Genomic DNA, 16526 nt, shown 5'->3' on the forward strand with positions numbered 1-16526 from the left:
CAGCGGATCGCCGATGAAGCGGACGCGGCCAGCGGCAAGATCGTCCAGCCCGCCGAAATAATCCCGGACAAGACCCGTGGCAGGATCGGCGGACAAGGCGTTGATCGTGAAGTCCCGGCGCGCGGCATCGGCGTGCCAGTCGTCGGTGAACGCAACGCGTGCATGCCGGCCGTCGGTGGCGAGATCGCGGCGCAGCGTCGTGATTTCCACGGGGCGTTCGACCAGCATCGCGGTGACCGTGCCGTGCGCAAGGCCCGATGGCGTCGTCCAATAGGGCACCCCGCCCGCCGCCAGCCGGGCGACGACGGTGTCGGGATGGTGGATCGTTGCGAGATCGACATCGTCCGGCGCAAGCCCGAGCAGGGTATCGCGGACCCACCCGCCGATGTAGCGCGCGTGATCGGGGCCGAGCGCCGCGAACAACCGGCTAACCGCCGCGGGATCGAGCGTGGCGGGCGGCAGGGCAACCTGCGGCGTGATCATGGCGCCAGCCGCCTGGCGAGATTAACGATCATCGCCGCGGTCGCGCCCCAGATTCGCCGATCGTCCCACAGCATTTCATAGAAATGCCGCTCCGCACCGCGCCATTGCATCGATTGCAGCCGGTGATTGGCGGGATCAAGCAGGAACGCGAGCGGAACTTCGAACACCGCGGCAACCTCGGTTTCCTGCGGCACCAGCGGCAGATCGGGCGGAATGACCGCGACCACCGGCGTGATGTCGTAACCGGTGACGGTGCGGTAGCGATCGGCGATGCCGATGACATCGGGCAGGTGCCGGGGCAGCCCGATCTCCTCCTCGGCTTCGCGCAGTGCAGCGGCGACCGCGTCGGCGTCCGCCGGATCGATCCGGCCGCCGGGGAACGCCACCTGCCCGGCATGCGCCCGCAGCGTATCCGTGCGGCGGGTGAGCAGGACGCCCGGATCGGGGCGGTCGGTGATCGCCACCAGAACCGCGGCCGCCATGCCGGGCCCGCCGGGCAGATCGGGCCCGTCCAGCCCGTCGCCCGGCAGGAAGACCGTGCCGCGATTTCCACCCGCCAGCATCCGTGCGCGCAGCCGATCGGCCAGCGTCATGTGGCGGGATCGATCGCGAAGACATGGCCTGCGCTCCACAATCCGGGCGGGGTGTCACCGGATTCGAGCGCCAGCGTGGCCAGTTCATAATAGACGCTGCGCACGACCAGCGCTTCCAGCCCCGGCCGCACCAGCAGGTAGGGACGGGGACCGTCGGACGCCGCGACGACGCGCAAGGGATGATCGGCGTCGGCGATCACGACATCGCCGGTGTTCAGCCGGAAGGCCAGGGTCTGGTCGCGCCCGGTTCCGTCCACCTTGACCTCGACCGCGACGAACGGGGCATCCTCCACCAGGATGTCGAGTTTTTCCGCCGGCGTGACGAGGACATAGCCGCCGTCCGGTTCGCGCCGCAGGATGGTGGAGAACAGCCGGACCATCGCCGGGCGGCCGATCGGCGACGCTTCATGATACCAGGTGCCGTCGCGCGCGATGCGCATCGCGCTGTCGCCGCAGCGTTCGGGCTGCCATTGATCGACCGGCGGCAATTTGCGGTCCGCGACCAGTTGCGCGATGTCGGCGAGCGAAAGCCCGGAAAGATCGGTCGGGGGCGGGGTGGCCGGCATCGTTGGCGATCTAGGCCATCCGCACGCCGGACGCAAAGCCCGGCATCGTCACGCGCGGGCCGACCATGCCGGCGGTGGGCAATACCCGCCCCGGCGTCGGCAGCAGCAACAGCCGGTGCGGCTCGAACGGACCCGGCAGATCCCAACCCGCGGTCGGCGCGGCGACGAACCCGAACCGGCCATAATATTCGGGATCGCCGATCAGCAGCGGCGGCGGCGCGGCATGCGCGCGGATCGCGGCGATCGCGGCGCGGGTCAAACGCTGCCCGATGCCTGCATGCTGCCGCGCCGGATCGACCGCGACCGGGCCGAGCAGCGTCAGCGGGACCGTCTCGCCCCCCGGCGTGGTCAGCGCGATCGGCCAGCATTGCACCGATCCGACCAGAACGTCGCCGGCCAGCGCGGCAAAGGACAGGTCCGCGATCCAGTCGACCCCGGCTCGCAACCGATAGGCGGTGCGCGCATGGCGATCGACCCCGAACGCCGCGTCGAGCAGGCGTTCGATCGCCGAAGGGGCTACCAGCGTCAGGGGCAGGATATTGGTCAAGCGCGGACCTTGGGCAAGGATGGCGGAGCGCGCGCCTATAGGCACCGATCCTTGCGGAAGAAAGACGGTGCGGCGATTCGGGTTCGCGCCGACCGGAATGTCTGCAATGAAGGGCGATGGCGGGAATAGCAGGGGAGGCGCCGATGACGCCGGAATTTGGCGCGGCGCGGACCGCGATCGTGACCGGCGGCGCACGCCGGATCGGTGCGGCGCTGGTGCGCGCGTTGCACGCCGATGGTTGGCATGTGCTGCTGCATTGCCATGCGTCGGGCGTGGAGGCGGCGGCGCTGGCCCGCGAATTGGGCGGCGTTACCGTCGTGGAGGCCGATCTGGCCGCGGCCGAAGTCGCGACGGCGGTGTTCGCCGCGCTGGACGGGTTGCCGCCGGTCGGGTTGCTGGTCAACAACGCCTCGCGATTCGGTTATGATTCGCTGGCCGATTTTACGGTGGCGGACTGGGACGCGCACCTGGCGACCAATTTGCGCGGACCGGCGTTGTTGACGCAGGCGTTCGCGGCGGCGGTACCGGCCGGGGCGGGCGGGCTGATCGTGAATATCCTGGATGCGAAGTTGGCGCAGCCGAACCCGGATTTCTTCACCTATACGCTGTCCAAGATCGGGCTGGCGGGGTTGACCGAAGTGTCGGCGCGCGCGCTGGCGGGGCAGGGGATCCGCGTGTGCGGGATCGCGCCGTCGATCACCCTGGTATCCGGCAAGCAGACGCGCGACAATTTCGATGCCGTTCACCGGATGAATGCGCTTGGCCGCGGTGTCGTGGTGGACGACATCGTCGCCGCCTTGCGCTATCTCGTCGCGACGCCGGTGCTGACCGGCCAGACGATCACACTGGATGCGGGCCAGCGTTTCCTGGGGCTGCCGCGCGACGTACAATATATGGACGCCTGATGACCGATTCGCTCGCACTTGCCCCCTCGCTGGACGGCCTGGTCCCCGCGGCGCTCGCGCCGCGCACGCACCGGATCTTCCTGACCGACTATGTCTTGCCGGTGGATATCGGATTCCACGATTTCGAGGTCGGCACGCCGCAGCGCCTGATGGTGTCGGTCGATGTCTGGGTGCAGCCGGACGCGTTTCCGCGAGACGATCGTGCCGAATCGGCGTGGGACTATGATTTCCTGCGTACCGAAATCGGGCGATTGGCGCTCAGCCGGCGGTTCAATCTGCAGGAAACCCTGGTCGCCGCCATCTACGACATGATCGCCGCGCGCGCCGGGGTGACCGCGCTCCGGGTGTCGGCGCGCAAGCCCGATATCTACCCGGATTGCGCGGGGGTCGGCGTGGAGATCAGTTCCTTCTGACCACTACCGACAGGGGCCAAGGCCAGCGATCACCACCGCATAATCCGCGCGGGCCGCGGCATTGTCCTCCGGCGCCAGCGCGGCGGTGGCCGCTTCCGGCAAGGCCGGCGGCAGGGCGCAGGCAAGGCGATACCACAGCAGCGTCTCACGCGCGGGCGTGGCCGCAGTCTCGTCGACGATATCGGACAGCGACACGGCCCAGCGCGGCTGCTCGCCGGGGCGGCGCAGGATGCTGAGCGATACGGGCTTGGCGCTGGCGGTGGTCAGGAAGATCTGGGTTTCGCTTTCCCCCGGCAGCGACCCCGGAACGTGGAAGGCGCCGGAGATGCCGGTGATCCGCGGCGGCGCGTCGGGCGCGACCAGGGCGGTGAGCAGCGTGCGCAACCGCTGTTCGGTGGCGGGCGTCCACGCCAGTTGCGCACCGTGCGCGACCAGTTGCAGTTCCCCCGGCCGGCCGGCCACGGGCCTGGCCAGCAGCAGCATGCGCGATCCCTTCAGCTTCGGCACGCGGCCCCGCGCATCGTTGCGGACATCGGCGAGGTAGCGGATCGCGGTCGGTAATCCCCCCTGGCCACGCAGCAGCGTCACGACGTCGGCTTCGATGAACAACCGGGTGTCACCGGGCGCCACCCCTACGGCATCCGGGCCTTTCAGCTTGATTGTCGTGCGAATCTGCACACCCGCAACGATCGGGGCGGCAACCGCCATGTCGGCGAGATCGGCGAAGGCGGGCCCGGATTCCGACGGCGCCAGCACCGGCGGGACGGGTTGCGCCGCCACCGGCCCAGCCGTGGCGACGGCCAGCGGTAGCAACGTCGATATCAAGCGAATCCAACGGGCTGTCACGACATTCTCACTTCATTCTGCATTGCGGGCGTGATCGCGAAATCGGGTGATCTGCAACTACAACCGACGTCGGACAAATTGGTTTGACGCAGCGGCGCGTGTCGCGATACAAAGTGTTAATACGTCGACAACGCCGGAAAAGTGTGGCGGATGTAGGGCGATCGGGCGGCGTTGCTGCGGCCCGGTTCGCTGTGGGAGTTCTCGGGGCACCGAGTGTGTCGGTCGAAGGAGAGACCTTGATTAATGGCATACGCTGATTCCCCAACCATGAGCACACGGAAGCTGGTTGCGATCGGCTTCGTCGTGTTGTTGCATGTGCTGCTCGGATACGCCTTCATGAACGGCCTCAGCCTGAGTGTGATCAAGGCCAAGGTCGAAGATCTGAAGACGTTCAACGTCGAGGAGCCACCGCCCCCGCCGGAGCCGCCGCCCCCGCCGCCGCCCGAAACGCCGCAGGTGGTGCCGCCGCCGCAGGTCGTATCGCCGCCGCCGATCGTGCGGACCCCGGTGGTCACCCCGCCGCAGGTTTCCACCGTGCGGATCGCCCCGCCACCTTCGCTGACGCCGACGGCGCCGGTGATCACCACGCCGGCGCCCCCCGCGCCACCGGTTGCGCCCGTCGCATCGAAGGCGGCTGCGGCACGGGGCAACCCGGCGTCCTGGGTGACGACGGACGACTATCCGCCCAGCTCGATCCGCAATTCGGAACAGGGCACGTCGGGCCTGACCTTCGATGTGAATGCACAGGGTCGGATCGAAAATTGCCGCGTATCCTCGTCGAGCGGATCGGCAACCCTGGACGACACGGCATGCCGTCTGGTCACCCGCCGCGGGCGTTATTCTCCGGCGCTCGACCAGGCCGGGAACCCGATCCCGGGTGGCACCAAGACGCTGCGGTTTACGTGGCGCCTGCCGGAAGAATGAGCTGACAAGGTCCGGGTGGCTTGATCGCAAGCCGCCCGGACACCCCCACACCCCCCGTTTCAATTCGTAAGGATCACCCCACCATGGCAACTCCGACCGCCGCCGCAGCGGAAAACCAGTTTGGTCTGATGGCCGCGCTCCAGCAGGGCGGTGTCATCGCCTGGACCGTGTTCATCATCCTCGTGATCATGTCCGCCGCCAGCTGGTACATCCTGTTCACGAAGCTGTTCGAACAGCAGAAGATCCTCAATCAGGCGAAGCGCGTCCGCACGTCCTTCTGGGGCACGCCGTCGATCCGCGAAGGTGCGGGCAAGCTCGAAAAGAACTCGGCCTATCGTCAGATTGCCGACGACGGCCTGCGTGCGCAGGACGAGCACACCAAGCTGACCGATCCGGTCGATCAGCATGAGTGGCTGGGGTCCTCGCTCGGCCGCAGCCAGGCCTCGATAAATTCGAAGCTGGGCAATGGTCTGGCCGTTCTGGCGACCGTCGGTTCGACGTCGCCGTTCATCGGCCTGTTCGGTACCGTGATCGGCATCTATCGCGCGCTGATCAAGATCGGCGCCGCCGGTCAGGCTTCGATCGACGCCGTTGCCGGCCCGGTCGGTGAGGCACTGATCATGACCGCGCTCGGCCTGGCCGTGGCGGTTCCCGCGGTGCTCGCCTACAACTGGCTGATCCGCCGCAACAAGGTGATCGCCGAGCAGCTGGGCGCCTTCGCGACCGACCTGCATGGCTATATGGTGTCGAACGGCGCGCTGAAGCCGGCGCTGGTTTCGGCCCGCACCGCACCGCCGGTGACGCCGACCAAGACCGGCACCGCGACGATCACCAAGGCTTGATCCACGGGGCCTGATCCACGGGATGTGGACGGACCGGCGGGATGACTCCCGCCGGTCCGAACCGCCCCGAGGGCCGCATCGATCGGCCAAGACACCAGGATAGGATATCTCTCGATGGCCATGAGTGCAGGCCCTACTGAAGACGGCGCCCCGCTGTCGGACATCAACACGACCCCGCTGGTCGACGTCATGCTGGTGCTTCTCATCATCTTCCTGATTACCGTTCCCGCGGCGATTCAGAGCATTCCGGTGCAGCTGCCGAAGGTGGTGTTCGAGCCGACAGTGACCAAGCCGGAGAATGTCTCGCTGTCCGTTCGCGGTTCCGGCAACAACTGCGAAATCTACTGGGGCAAGACCCAGGTGAATTCGCAGGAACTGATCGACCGTGCGGTCGTGAAGCTGAAGGCGGAGATCGACAAGCAGGGCGGGCCGAACGCACCCGGGCTCGAACTGCCCGAGGCGCATATCCGCGGCGACATCAACACGCCGTACCGGTGCATCGGTGGCGCAATCTACCAGATGCAGCGTGCCGGTTTCGCACGGGTCGGTTTCATTTCCGAGCCGGCACCGGGAACCGCGAGCGCACCGCGGCTGTAAATCGACCGCTGGACGTCCGCTGACGTGATCGAACAGGGTTTGTAGGAGTAATTTGGATGGCAATGGCCGCAGGCACCGCCGAAGGCGAGCCCATGATGGACGTCAACACCACGCCGTTGATCGACGTGATGCTGGTGTTGCTCATCATGTTCATCATCACGATCCCGATCCAGACCCACGCCGTGAAGCTGGATCTGCCGCAGGATTCGCAGGACTCGACCCCGCCGCCGATCAACCCGGTGAAGAACAAGATCGTGATCACCCCGACGGGGCAGACGCTGTGGAACGGCACGCCGCTCGACCTGGTGACGCTGCGTCAGTATCTCGATCAGACCCAGACGATGTCGCCGATCCCGGAACTGCATCTGCAACCCGACCCCCAGGCGCGGTACGAACTGGTTGACGAGGTCTTGGCCGTTACAAAGCGGGCGAAGGTCGAGAAGATGGGGTTCGTAGGTAACGAAGCCTACTCTAACTTCTGACGGTTGCATTCTGAAACGACAAAAGGCGGGCCGGTGGTCCGCCTTTTTTGTTCTGGCAGGAGTAGCCGGTCCAGGCGACGTGAACAGGCGTCCAAGCGACAGGATGGTGGCGGCACGTTTGATGATCGCACGGTCGTTGCGGACGATTTTTCGAACCGTGTGACGGCCGGTCGAAACTGCATGAGCGTTGAGAGGCGACATGCGACGAGGTGTGGCGGGGTACGGAGGTGCGTGTCGAGCGGATGCCTGACGGTGCATGATGGATCGCTCGGGATGACGGCTGTTGTGCTTTTAGCGGCGATCGCCTGCACAAGACGTCGCTGTCACAGGCGATGTCGGCCGTGACGATGCTGGCAGGAAACGCATCGATGAGAGCAGCGGCTTGCGCGGCGTCGCCCTTCTGCGGCGGTTCGCCTGAGCCGTACCGGACAGCCGAGTCCCGAACGGCGATGTGGATCTTGGTGCTTGGTCCACCTCACGAACGGCTGATAGCCTGATCGTCAGCCGCTTTTTCACCCCAGCCGCATGCCGATGGGCGAACGACGGTGCTGTCGAAGATGAGAGGTTCGACATCGGAATCATCCGATATGGCTTGGAATATCCGCCACCATGCCCCTTTCCCACTCCGCCGGCTGAAGTCGCGAAAGGCGCGTACCCGTTGCCGACTACCTCCGGCAGATCACGTCATGGTGACCCTGTCGCACGATCCCCAACACCGCCTCGACGAACATCCGGTGTCGCGCCCCGTCGAACCCTTCTCGTCCGGACGATCGAAGACCAACGGTGCCATCCGCTCCCGGATGCTGTTGCTCAGCACCGATCTATCCATCACCCCCCCCCCCGGCGCAGGAGCAGCCTTGAACCATGTCGCCAGCCACCCAGGAGTGCTTCGAGCACACGGCCCAAGACGACGGTGACCGGATGCGGCAGCCTCGTTGGCAAGGCGAGCAGCTTGGCGTCGACGGACGGGCGGGATCGGTCGATCGGGATGATGCGAGCGCTGGTCGCGAATGATACCAGCGCTGCGCGAGGCACGGTGGCTGCACGGCTTGGGTGCGCGGTATGTCCGAGAACTGGGTGATATCCCCTCAAGCAATGGCTTCGTGGCCTTGGCGCGTGTCGGTTGACGCTTGATCCCAGTTGGCAGCTACGGTGCCCAAGCATCGATCGGGCATCGAGCAGGCATCGAGCACATGGACGATTCCATCATTGAAGATCAGGCGGTTATCGCTGACACTCGGGTGTGCAGGTCCGATCTTCTCGTTCGGTCAGCGGCGCGACGCGTCGTCGGATCCTCAGCGGTGCGGCCGGATTGGCATGTGCATCGATCCTGCCGGCTGCGACCGGACCGAACGCGCTGATCAAGATCGCGCCGGGTATCTTCATCCGGCGGGGGATCGATGCCGAAGCGACCCGCGCCAATCGTGACGCGATCGGCAACGCCGGCTTCGTGATCGGATCGCAAAGTGTGGCCGTGACGGATCCTGGCGGGAGCCATGCCGATGGAGCCTGGTTGCGAACCGAGATCCGGCGGCGAACGCGGTTGCCGATCAGCCATGTCATCGTCAGTCATGGCCATCCCGATCATGATTTCGGTGCGTCGGCCTTTGTTGACGACCGCGCGATCTTCGTGGGGCATCAGCGGCTTGCCGCGGTCTATGCGGCCCGCGGAGACTATGACCGGATCAGACTGGCGCAGATATTGGGTGATGCGCTCGCGGGCAGGCTGGTGTCGCCGACCCGCCTCGTTGCCGAACAGGCGTCTTTGCCGATCGATCTGGGCGAGCGGACGATCACCGTGACCGCGCACCCGACGGCACATTCCCCGGCTGACCTGACACTATCGGATAGCACCACCGGCATCCTGTTCGCCGGCGACCTGCTGTTCGTGGACCGGGTGCCGGCACTGGACGGCAGTGTGCGCGGATGGATCGCGGTGCTGGAGACCATGGTCGCCGAGGGGGTCCGTCGCGCCGTGCCGGGGCATGGCCCCGCGCTGGTCTCATTCCCGACCGCGGTCGTGCCGCTGCTGCGCTACCTCCGCGCGCTGCGCGACGACACGCGGGCGGCCATCGTGCGCGGATTATCGATCCCGGCGGCGATCGACGTCGTGGGGCGCAGCGAACGTGGCAGATGGCGCTTGTTCGATGCCTATCATGGGCGCAACGTGACGATGGCGTATAAAGAGCTTGAATGGGAATGATCGTTCGGGACGGGCGCCGCGGGAGCAGGTGAGATGCAGGTCGGGTGCGTCACGGGAGCAGGCATCGCCATGCTGGCGGTGCTGGTGGGAACGGCGCATGCCGGCGGGCTGGATGACGATGCCGGGCGCGCGGCGCGGTGGCGGGAGGTGCGGACCGCGCTGTTCGGAAGCGCCGCGTTCGTGCCGGGCGAGCCGTTGATCGCGATCGATGCCCCGGCGCGGGCGCTGGACGCGTCGCTGGTGCCGATCACGCTGACACTGAAAACCCCCGGGCAGGTGAAGGCGCTTGATCTGGTCATCGACGACAATCCCGCGCCGCATGCCGCGCATCTGGTGTTCGGGCCGGGTGTCGACGCATCGGCGGTCACTCTGCGCGTGCGGATCGACGGCTATACCAACCTGCATGCGGTCGCGACGTTGAACGACGGGCGGCTGGCGGAGGTGGCGCGATTCATCAAGGCATCCGGCGGCTGTTCCGCGCCGATCGGGGTCAGCGACGAACAGGCGATGGCCGGCATGGGCATGATGAAGGTCCGGTTCAATCCGGCGGTCGCGGGGCCGGCGATGACGACAACGTTGATGATCAAGCATCCCAACTTTTCCGGCATGCAGATGAACCAGATCACCCGGCTCTATACCCCTGCGCGCTTCGTGCAGCGGGTGACCGTCACGCAAGGCGGGCGCAGCGTGTTGGCGCTGGACGGAGATATCTCGCTGTCCAGCGATCCGGTGATCGGCTTCACGCTTGTGCCGCAGGGGACCGGGCCGATGAGCGTGGTCGTGACCGACAACCAGAACGGGCGCTGGGTACGGACGTTCGACCTGCCGGGCAGGACGGGATGATCCGGGCGGTCGCGCTCGCGCTCGTGCTCGTGCTCGTGCTCTCGGCCGCGACTGCGCCAGCTACCACGATCGTGGGCATGGCGGGTGCGGTGCCGGAGCCGGAGGGATACTGGTCTGGGGTCATGGCCGGCCGCACACCCGCGACACTGCGCGGGGCGCAGGTGGTCGATCTGGACGGCCTTGACCGGGTGCTGGCGACACCAGGTGCGGTGCTGATCGATGTCAGCCCCAACCCGCCGCGGCCGGCGGGGTTGACGGTGGGGGCCTACTGGGCGCCGTTGCACCGATCGATCCCGGGCAGCCACTGGTTACCGGGGGCAGGAGGCGCCGATCTGAACCCCGCACGGGCAGGCCGGCTTGCCGCGATGGTTTCCGGTTGGACGGGCGGCGATCACCAGCGTCCGGTGGTGGTATTCTGTCACCCGCAATGCTGGGCGAGCTGGAATGCGGGGCGTCGGCTGGTGACGCTGGGCTATTCCCGCATCCACTGGTTTCCCGGCGGGATCGAGGCCTGGCAAGAGCGCCATCCGACCGCGCCCGTAACGGCGGAGTGGTAGGCCCGCCGATCAGAACCGGAGTTTTGCGCCCACCTGCAATGTGCGCGGCGCGCCGGGCGCATAGAAGGTCGAACCGAGAAGCGGCCGTTCCCCGTCGATGACCGGGCCGGAAAACGGTCGTGCCACGAAATTGCCGCGCGCGTCGAACGCGGTCGCGCCCAGCTGCGCGGCGGTGGCGTAGCGGCGGTCGAACAGGTTGTTGACCTGCGCAAACAGGGTGAGCGTACGGGTCGGGTGGTAATCCGTGCCGAGGTTGAAGACCGCGTAGCCACGCGTGCCGCCGTCGCCCAGATAATAGACGCCGTCCGGCTGATGCGCGCCATTTTCGTTGCCACGCGCCAGGGCGCCGGAAATTGCGACCATATCGAAATTGAGCGACAGCGCCGGCAGCAGCTTCCAATCGACCGCAGCCTTGAAGATGTGACGCGGGATCAGCGGGATGCGATCGCCTCGCACGATGTCGATCACGCCTTCGAAGCCGGGAGCGGGACCGTCATTTGCGCTGTTCGCAGCGCCGTTCACCGTTTCCGCGCTGCGGTAGGTCGCGTCGAGGAAGGTGTAGTGGGTGGAGAGCGCGAACGGGCCGAACGTGGCGCGTCCATCGATATCGATGCCTTGGCGGCGGGTGCCGCCGAAGTTGCGGAAATAGCCGAACCCGGCGGTGTCATCGGCTACGAACAGGATGTCCCGCCGGCTGTTCGTGCGGAATGCGCCGATGCGCCAGGTCAGCCCGCGCAGGATACCATGGACGCCGCCTTCGACGGTGGTGGCGATCACCTGATCCAGAGGGGGATCTCCGGCCAGGGCGTTGGGCAGGCGGCAGGGGCTTTCGGGGTCGGAACAGCCCAGTTCGATGGCGGACGGCGCGCGGCTGGTGCGTGCGATGGCGGCGTCGACGCCGATGCGCCTGTCCGGATCCCAGGCGATGGACAGCGCGGGATTGAACGCCTGAAACCGATGATCGCCGTCCAGCGAGCCGGTGCCGCCGCCGGGGGTGATGCGGTCGCGGTTGCGGATCAGGGTATGATCGAACCGCGCGGAAAGATCGATCTGGACCGTGTCGGTCGGCTTGAGCGTGTCCACGCCGTAGACGCTGAAGCCGGTGGTGCGGCCGGTGAGATCGGCACGCGCATCGAAAGCATCGTCGGATTGCTGTGTCCCATCCGCGAACGCGCCGTCGCCGTCCACCGCCACGATGCCGCGATCCGGTGTGAGATAGCCGAATTGCGAGGTCTGGCCGAAATCGGCGGTGCTGCGGACATAGCTGGTTCCGATCGTCAGCCGGTTGTCCATCCGGGCCAGCGGCGCAGTCCACGTCAGTTCCAGCGTGGCGCCGCGTTCCTGCTGGTCGGTGACGGAGCGATTGAGCAACCCGGTGCAGGTTTCATTCGGTTCGCTGTTCAACAGGGCAGCGGCGATGCAGCGGAAGCGCGGGAAGGGGGTGTTATCCTGCGTTTCGCCCGCAAGCGGCACGCCGGTGATGCCCGCCGCGGCCAGTGCGGCGCGTTCGGCGGCATCCGGTTGATACACATCCTGCCCAAGGGCATCGTCGTTGATGTCACCATTGAAGGTGCGGGTGCGGATCTTGCGATAGAACAGGTTTCCGGACAGGCGGAGCTGCCGCGAAAAGGTGTGATCGCCGGTCAGGTTGGCGAGGATCGCGCGGTTCTTCGTGGTGTCCGGCTTGGTATAGACGCTGGAGCGGTCGCGTTCGAGCAGGCGCAGTTCCTGCAGCCCGTTGCCATTCAGATCGGTGTCGGCAAAGCTGGCCGACAGCGCCAGCCGGCTGGCATGATCGGACCAGCCACCCTTGCCGAACAGCTGATAGGCGCGCGATGGCGAGGTGTCGCGCCAGCCACGTTCGGCAAAATAGTCTCCGCTCAGGAACCAGTCGAACCCGCCGGCGATCTTGCCACCGGCCTGCGCCTCCGCCGTGCGGCGGCGATAGGTCCCGTAGCTGCCCTCCACCTCGAAGCCGGGATCGGACAGCCCATCCTTGGTGCGGATCGACAGCGCGCCACCCAGCGCGTTGCGCCCGAACAGCGGGTTGGAGCCGGGCACCAGGCTGAGCGAGCGGATGGCCGATTTCGGGATCAGATCCCAGCTGACGACGTCGCCGAACGGCTGGTTGACGCGGACGCCATCGACATAGACCGACAGGCCCTGCGGCGTGCCGAGCAGCGGCGAGGCGGTGAAGCCGCGATAGTTGATGTCCGGTTGCAGCGGGTTGTTCTGGACGTCGTTGACGAACACGCCGCCGCCCATGCGGCGGAGATAATCCGTCACGTCGACCGCATGCGCGGCCTCGATCTCTTCATCGCTGGCCGTCTGGGCAGGATAGCGCAACGCCCCTTCGCCGACATCGCTGAGCGGAGTCTGGCCGATGACGACGATCTCGGTGGTCGCGGGCAAGTCATCCGGCTCGGCCGGAACCGTCCCGAGCAGCGCAACCAGCGCCGCGCTTCCGAACATTGCAGTCGTGATCATTGCAGGCCCTGATGAGGTATCGGCATTGTTGCTGTCAGCGTGGGGTCGCGACCGCCAGCACGCCCCAGGGGCCATCGCCGACCTTGACCTTGCCGACAAGCGTCATGGTGGCGGGGTCGACGATGGCGATGTCGTTCGACGGGCCATTGGCGGTGAAGGCCAGCGCGTGATCGGGGGCGATCGTCAGCCCCCAGGGGCGGGGGCCGACATCGACCGAGCCGGTTTCCGGCCGTTGCGCGTCGACATCCACGCGGACCAGCCGGCCACTGCGTCCGGTCGTGACCAGCGCGGTATGCGCATCGAGGCGGGCGACGCCCATCGGGCGATCCGCCTTGGCCAGCGTGATCGTCCGCACGCGACGGGCGTTGGCGACATCGACCAGGCTGAGCGATGCATCGAATTCGCCCGGCACGATCGCACGGTTCTGGTCCAGGAACGCCACGTTGCGTGGGCGCTGCCCCACCTCGATCCGTCCGATGACGGCGGGCGGCGTGCCGCGCACGATCGCGACGCTGTGGTCCTCCTCCGACGTCGCCAGAACCACGGCACCATCGGGCGAGAGGCCGATGCCTTCGGGTTCGCCGCCGACACGAAGCCGACCCGCGATACCGCCCTGCCGCTTCAGTACCACGAGTTCGCCAGTATCCTCGCTGGCGACATAAAGCTGCTCGCCATCGGCGCTGATTGCGACCTGTTCCGGATCGGATATTCCGCGCAGCGTGCGTAACAGCTTGCGCGTGGCGAGATCGATCACGACGATGCCGTCTGCGGCCTTGTCCGCCGGGGGCAGTTTGGATTCGTCGACACCCGGCCCTGCGGCGGGCGACCCACTGACCGCGACGTAGAGGAAGCGCCCGTCCGGGCTGGCGACCAGGCCGCGCGGCCGCTTGCCGATGGCGATCCGCCCGATTTCCTTGCGCTGGTCCGGATCGATGACGCTGACGTCGCCGGACCGTTCGTTGGTCGCATAGACCAGATAGGCAGGGGAGGTGGCGACGGCGTCGGGCGCGGGTTTCGCGCATCCCGCAAGCGCCGTTACCGCCAGCATCGCGGCCAGCCGGGCCCGCCTCATCTGGACGCGCCCGGGCGAACCGCCGCGATCAGCGCCGCGACACGGGCTTCCAGAATGGCCGGTTGGCGACAGATGATCGGCAGCATGCGTTGGCGGTCCTCGAATATGCGCTGGTCCCAGCGTGCCTGATCTTCAAGCGCCTGTCGTGCTTCGCCGGTCTGCGCGGCGTCTGGCGCGTCCAGCGCGGCGTAGCCTTGTTCAATCCGCTTCGCCAGCTGGTCTTGCCGGCTGTTGAAGCGCCGGATGCCGTCGAGGATGACCTTTCGTTCCCCGTCGATCGTGTCCAACAGCGCGGTCGCAAGCTGAACCCGTTCCGCGACCGATCCCGACCGTGCGACGAATGCCCGGAGTCGATCGACCGCCTCAGCCTGGTCCAGTCGCCGGGGCGCCACCTCGGCGACCAGCGTATCGAGGGCAGGATCGACCCGGTTGGCCGATGCCTTCATGCGCGCGGCGTCCGGCCAGTAATCGCCAAGCGCCAGCGCAGGCTTTGGATCGGTTTCGCACGGCCAACCGGCAGCCGCGGGGGGAGCGGGCGCGGCCGAAGCCGCACCCGCACCGATCATCGCGACCGCAACCGCAAGGGCAGCCCGCAGGATCATTTCACCGCGGCCGGATTTCCGAGATAGGCGATGACGTTGGCGCGGTCGGCCGGTGCGGGCAGACCGGCGAAGATCATCTTGGTACCCGGCACCACCGCGCGCGGGCTGGCGAGATATTTGTCGAGCACCGCCGGCGTCCAGGTGAGGCCGATCGCCTTCATCGCGGCGGAATAGGCATAGCCCGGAACGGTGCCGGCCTTGCGCCCGACAACGCCGCTGAGCGTCGGCCCGAGCTTGTTCTTGCCCGGTTCGACCGCGTGGCAGATCATGCATTTCGCGAAAGTGGCCTTGCCTTTGACGGCGTCGCCGGCCTGCGCCGACGCGGGTGCGGCCGCCATGGTCGTGCCCGCGGCCAACAGGGTCAGCACGGCCGCGATCCGCAGAGTTGGACGGGTGGTCTTCATGTCATGTCTCCATGGATAATCGTCAGCGAGGATAGCGGCGAGGATGTTAAAAACATCGAAAGTCGGCTTCGACCTGCGCGGCGCGCAGGCGATCGACGGCATCGCGAAGCTGCGCGACATCGCGGAACAGGCTTGAGGTTTCGCCGGTCGCACCGCGCATCCGCATGACGGTATCGGCCTGTTCATATGCCGCAAACGGCAGGATCGACGCGACCGTATCGATGCTGCACGCACAGCGCCGCATCACGTCCTGCGTCTGACCGTTGGCGGCCATGCAGCCGATCACATAATCGACCCGCGCTTCGGTCGGATAATCGTTGGCGGGCGGGGCCGTCAGCGCCGGCATGACCGGGCTCAGCAGGGCGAGCGCCACGAAGGCGGCCCGCATGATGGCCGGCGCATTCGATCCTTGCTTCATCATGGCTTGGTCTCTGGCATAGGCAACAGCGGGATCCGCGCTGCGGACAGGATGGTGGCGATCTGCGTGCGATGATCGCGGATGAGCTGATCGACCTGCGCGCGCCAGCGCGGCTCGCCAAAGCGCACCGCCATCGCGATGTCATAGGCCATCGGCAGGTCCGGATCACCGGCCAGCGGCGTCATCCGGTACATCGCCGGCGTCGCGCCGGTGAAATGGGCCGCGATCGGGCCCCACAGGATCGCGCCGTCGATGCGACCGGCCTCCAGATCCTGGATCAGCCGACGGCCGACGGAATCGTTGCGGGAATCGATCATCAGATCATACGACTTCATGCGGTCCATGGGGCCGGACCGCGCCATCAGGTCGGCCGCCGGAGTTCGCACCTGCACGCCGATGGACCGCCGTGCGAGCGCAGGATCGTCGAGCCGCGACGCGGTGATCCCGTCTTTCGTGCGCGTTACGAGGACATAGGTCGAACGGTAATAGCGGATCGTCGTCGCCGCGATGTCGTTCCCAGCCGCGGTTCCCATCACGATGTCGCAGCGACGGAGATTCAGCGTCTGACGATAAAATCCCATGCCGCTGGGGAACCAGACGTAGCGGACCGGGACCTTCAGCGCGCGCGCGAACAGTTCGGCGATACGGTTTTCGACGCCGCTGCCGTCCTGCACCGACAGGGGCGGCGATGCAGGATCGGCACAGACGCGCAGCGCGGTGCGATCCACCGCCTCCGCACGTT

The 16526-nt window shown here is 66.9% G+C and carries 19 protein-coding genes and 2 pseudogenes; 9 read left to right on the forward strand and 12 right to left on the reverse strand.

Annotated features, from left to right (window positions below; all coding sequences use genetic code 11):
- From VF649_RS02820 to VF649_RS02835, 4 genes and pseudogenes are all read right to left on the reverse strand, one after another.
- Nucleotides 1-483: pseudogene (locus VF649_RS02820) on the reverse strand (CCA tRNA nucleotidyltransferase); the annotation flags it as partial.
- On the reverse strand, nt 480-1076 hold the full coding sequence (locus VF649_RS02825) for a CoA pyrophosphatase (RefSeq protein WP_331010443.1): 597 nt from the start codon (nt 1074-1076) through the stop codon (nt 480-482). The pseudogene VF649_RS02820 and the gene VF649_RS02825, both read right to left, overlap by 4 nt.
- Nucleotides 1073-1642, reverse strand: coding sequence for a DUF1285 domain-containing protein (locus VF649_RS02830; protein ID WP_331010444.1), 570 nt, complete (start codon nt 1640-1642; stop codon nt 1073-1075). Before VF649_RS02830 ends, VF649_RS02825 begins: the two co-directional genes overlap by 4 nt.
- A gap of 10 nt (nt 1643-1652) precedes the next feature.
- Complete coding sequence (locus VF649_RS02835; protein ID WP_331010445.1) at nt 1653-2189, reverse strand: N-acetyltransferase; 537 nt, start codon at nt 2187-2189, stop codon at nt 1653-1655.
- Between the two features lie 143 nt (nt 2190-2332).
- Between VF649_RS02835 and VF649_RS02840 the strand changes: the two genes are divergently transcribed.
- A complete protein-coding gene (locus VF649_RS02840; RefSeq protein WP_331010446.1) occupies nt 2333-3094 on the forward strand; it encodes an SDR family NAD(P)-dependent oxidoreductase in 762 nt (253 codons plus the stop codon).
- Entirely contained in the window at nt 3094-3507 is a 414-nt protein-coding gene (locus VF649_RS02845; RefSeq protein ID WP_331010447.1) for a dihydroneopterin aldolase, read from the forward strand. The genes VF649_RS02840 and VF649_RS02845 overlap by 1 nt, the downstream gene beginning before the upstream one ends.
- 3 nt (nt 3508-3510) lie before the next feature.
- Here the strand turns inward: VF649_RS02845 and VF649_RS02850 are convergent, their stop codons facing one another.
- Nucleotides 3511-4353, reverse strand: a complete 843-nt coding sequence (locus VF649_RS02850; RefSeq protein ID WP_331010448.1) for a hypothetical protein — start codon at nt 4351-4353, stop codon at nt 3511-3513.
- Between the two features lie 267 nt (nt 4354-4620).
- Here VF649_RS02850 and VF649_RS02855 point away from each other — a divergent pair, with 267 nt between their 5' ends.
- The 4 genes from VF649_RS02855 (at nt 4621) to VF649_RS02870 (ending at nt 7198) form a co-directional block, all read left to right on the forward strand.
- Nucleotides 4621-5277: an energy transducer TonB gene (locus tag VF649_RS02855; protein ID WP_331010449.1), complete on the forward strand. Its 657-nt coding sequence runs from the start codon at nt 4621-4623 to the stop codon at nt 5275-5277.
- An 83-nt stretch (nt 5278-5360) separates the two neighbouring features.
- Nucleotides 5361-6119: a MotA/TolQ/ExbB proton channel family protein gene (locus tag VF649_RS02860; protein WP_331010450.1), complete on the forward strand. Its 759-nt coding sequence runs from the start codon at nt 5361-5363 to the stop codon at nt 6117-6119.
- 114 nt (nt 6120-6233) lie between these two features.
- A complete protein-coding gene (locus tag VF649_RS02865; protein ID WP_331010451.1) occupies nt 6234-6716 on the forward strand; it encodes a biopolymer transporter ExbD in 483 nt (160 codons plus the stop codon).
- Between the two features lie 56 nt (nt 6717-6772).
- Nucleotides 6773-7198, forward strand: a complete 426-nt coding sequence (locus tag VF649_RS02870; RefSeq protein WP_331010452.1) for a biopolymer transporter ExbD — start codon at nt 6773-6775, stop codon at nt 7196-7198.
- A gap of 99 nt (nt 7199-7297) precedes the next feature.
- Here the strand turns inward: VF649_RS02870 and VF649_RS02875 are convergent.
- Nucleotides 7298-8027 (reverse strand): annotated as a pseudogene (locus VF649_RS02875) (IS5 family transposase); the annotation flags it as partial.
- Nucleotides 8028-8510: 483 nt separating this feature from the next.
- On the opposite strand from VF649_RS02875, the gene VF649_RS02880 reads away from it, so the two are divergent.
- Genes VF649_RS02880 through VF649_RS02890 form a run of 3 tightly spaced genes read left to right on the forward strand, consistent with a single transcriptional unit; the run spans nt 8511 to nt 10801 of the window.
- Nucleotides 8511-9401: a quinoprotein relay system zinc metallohydrolase 2 gene (locus tag VF649_RS02880; RefSeq protein ID WP_331010453.1), complete on the forward strand. Its 891-nt coding sequence runs from the start codon at nt 8511-8513 to the stop codon at nt 9399-9401.
- 33 nt (nt 9402-9434) lie between these two features.
- Nucleotides 9435-10244, forward strand: a complete 810-nt coding sequence (locus tag VF649_RS02885; RefSeq protein WP_331010454.1) for a quinoprotein dehydrogenase-associated SoxYZ-like carrier — start codon at nt 9435-9437, stop codon at nt 10242-10244.
- A complete protein-coding gene (locus tag VF649_RS02890; protein WP_331010455.1) occupies nt 10241-10801 on the forward strand; it encodes a rhodanese-like domain-containing protein in 561 nt (186 codons plus the stop codon). Before VF649_RS02885 ends, VF649_RS02890 begins: the two co-directional genes overlap by 4 nt.
- A 9-nt stretch (nt 10802-10810) precedes the next feature.
- Here the strand turns inward: VF649_RS02890 and VF649_RS02895 are convergent, their stop codons facing one another.
- The 6 genes from VF649_RS02895 to VF649_RS02920 form a co-directional block, all read right to left on the reverse strand.
- Nucleotides 10811-13288: a TonB-dependent receptor gene (locus VF649_RS02895; protein ID WP_331010456.1), complete on the reverse strand. Its 2478-nt coding sequence runs from the start codon at nt 13286-13288 to the stop codon at nt 10811-10813.
- Nucleotides 13289-13322: 34 nt separating this feature from the next.
- Nucleotides 13323-14360 carry a hypothetical protein gene (locus tag VF649_RS02900; RefSeq protein ID WP_331010457.1) on the reverse strand — a complete coding sequence of 346 codons (1038 nt, stop codon included), beginning with the start codon at nt 14358-14360 and terminating at the stop codon, nt 13323-13325.
- Complete coding sequence (locus tag VF649_RS02905) at nt 14357-14962, reverse strand: hypothetical protein (RefSeq protein ID WP_331010458.1); 606 nt, start codon at nt 14960-14962, stop codon at nt 14357-14359. Before VF649_RS02905 ends, VF649_RS02900 begins: the two co-directional genes overlap by 4 nt.
- On the reverse strand, nt 14959-15366 hold the full coding sequence (locus VF649_RS02910) for a c-type cytochrome (RefSeq protein ID WP_414713630.1): 408 nt from the start codon (nt 15364-15366) through the stop codon (nt 14959-14961). The genes VF649_RS02905 and VF649_RS02910 overlap by 4 nt, the downstream gene beginning before the upstream one ends.
- A gap of 46 nt (nt 15367-15412) precedes the next feature.
- Nucleotides 15413-15787 (reverse strand): hypothetical protein, encoded by a 375-nt coding sequence (locus tag VF649_RS02915; protein ID WP_331010459.1) that lies wholly within the window; start codon nt 15785-15787, stop codon nt 15413-15415.
- Nucleotides 15784-16526: quinoprotein dehydrogenase-associated putative ABC transporter substrate-binding protein (locus VF649_RS02920; protein ID WP_331010460.1), on the reverse strand; the 743-nt coding region annotated here is incomplete at its 5' end. The genes VF649_RS02920 and VF649_RS02915, both read right to left, overlap by 4 nt.

The organism is Sphingomonas sp. (assembly GCF_036387535.1).
Classification (GTDB): Bacteria; Pseudomonadota; Alphaproteobacteria; order Sphingomonadales; family Sphingomonadaceae; genus Sphingomonas_R.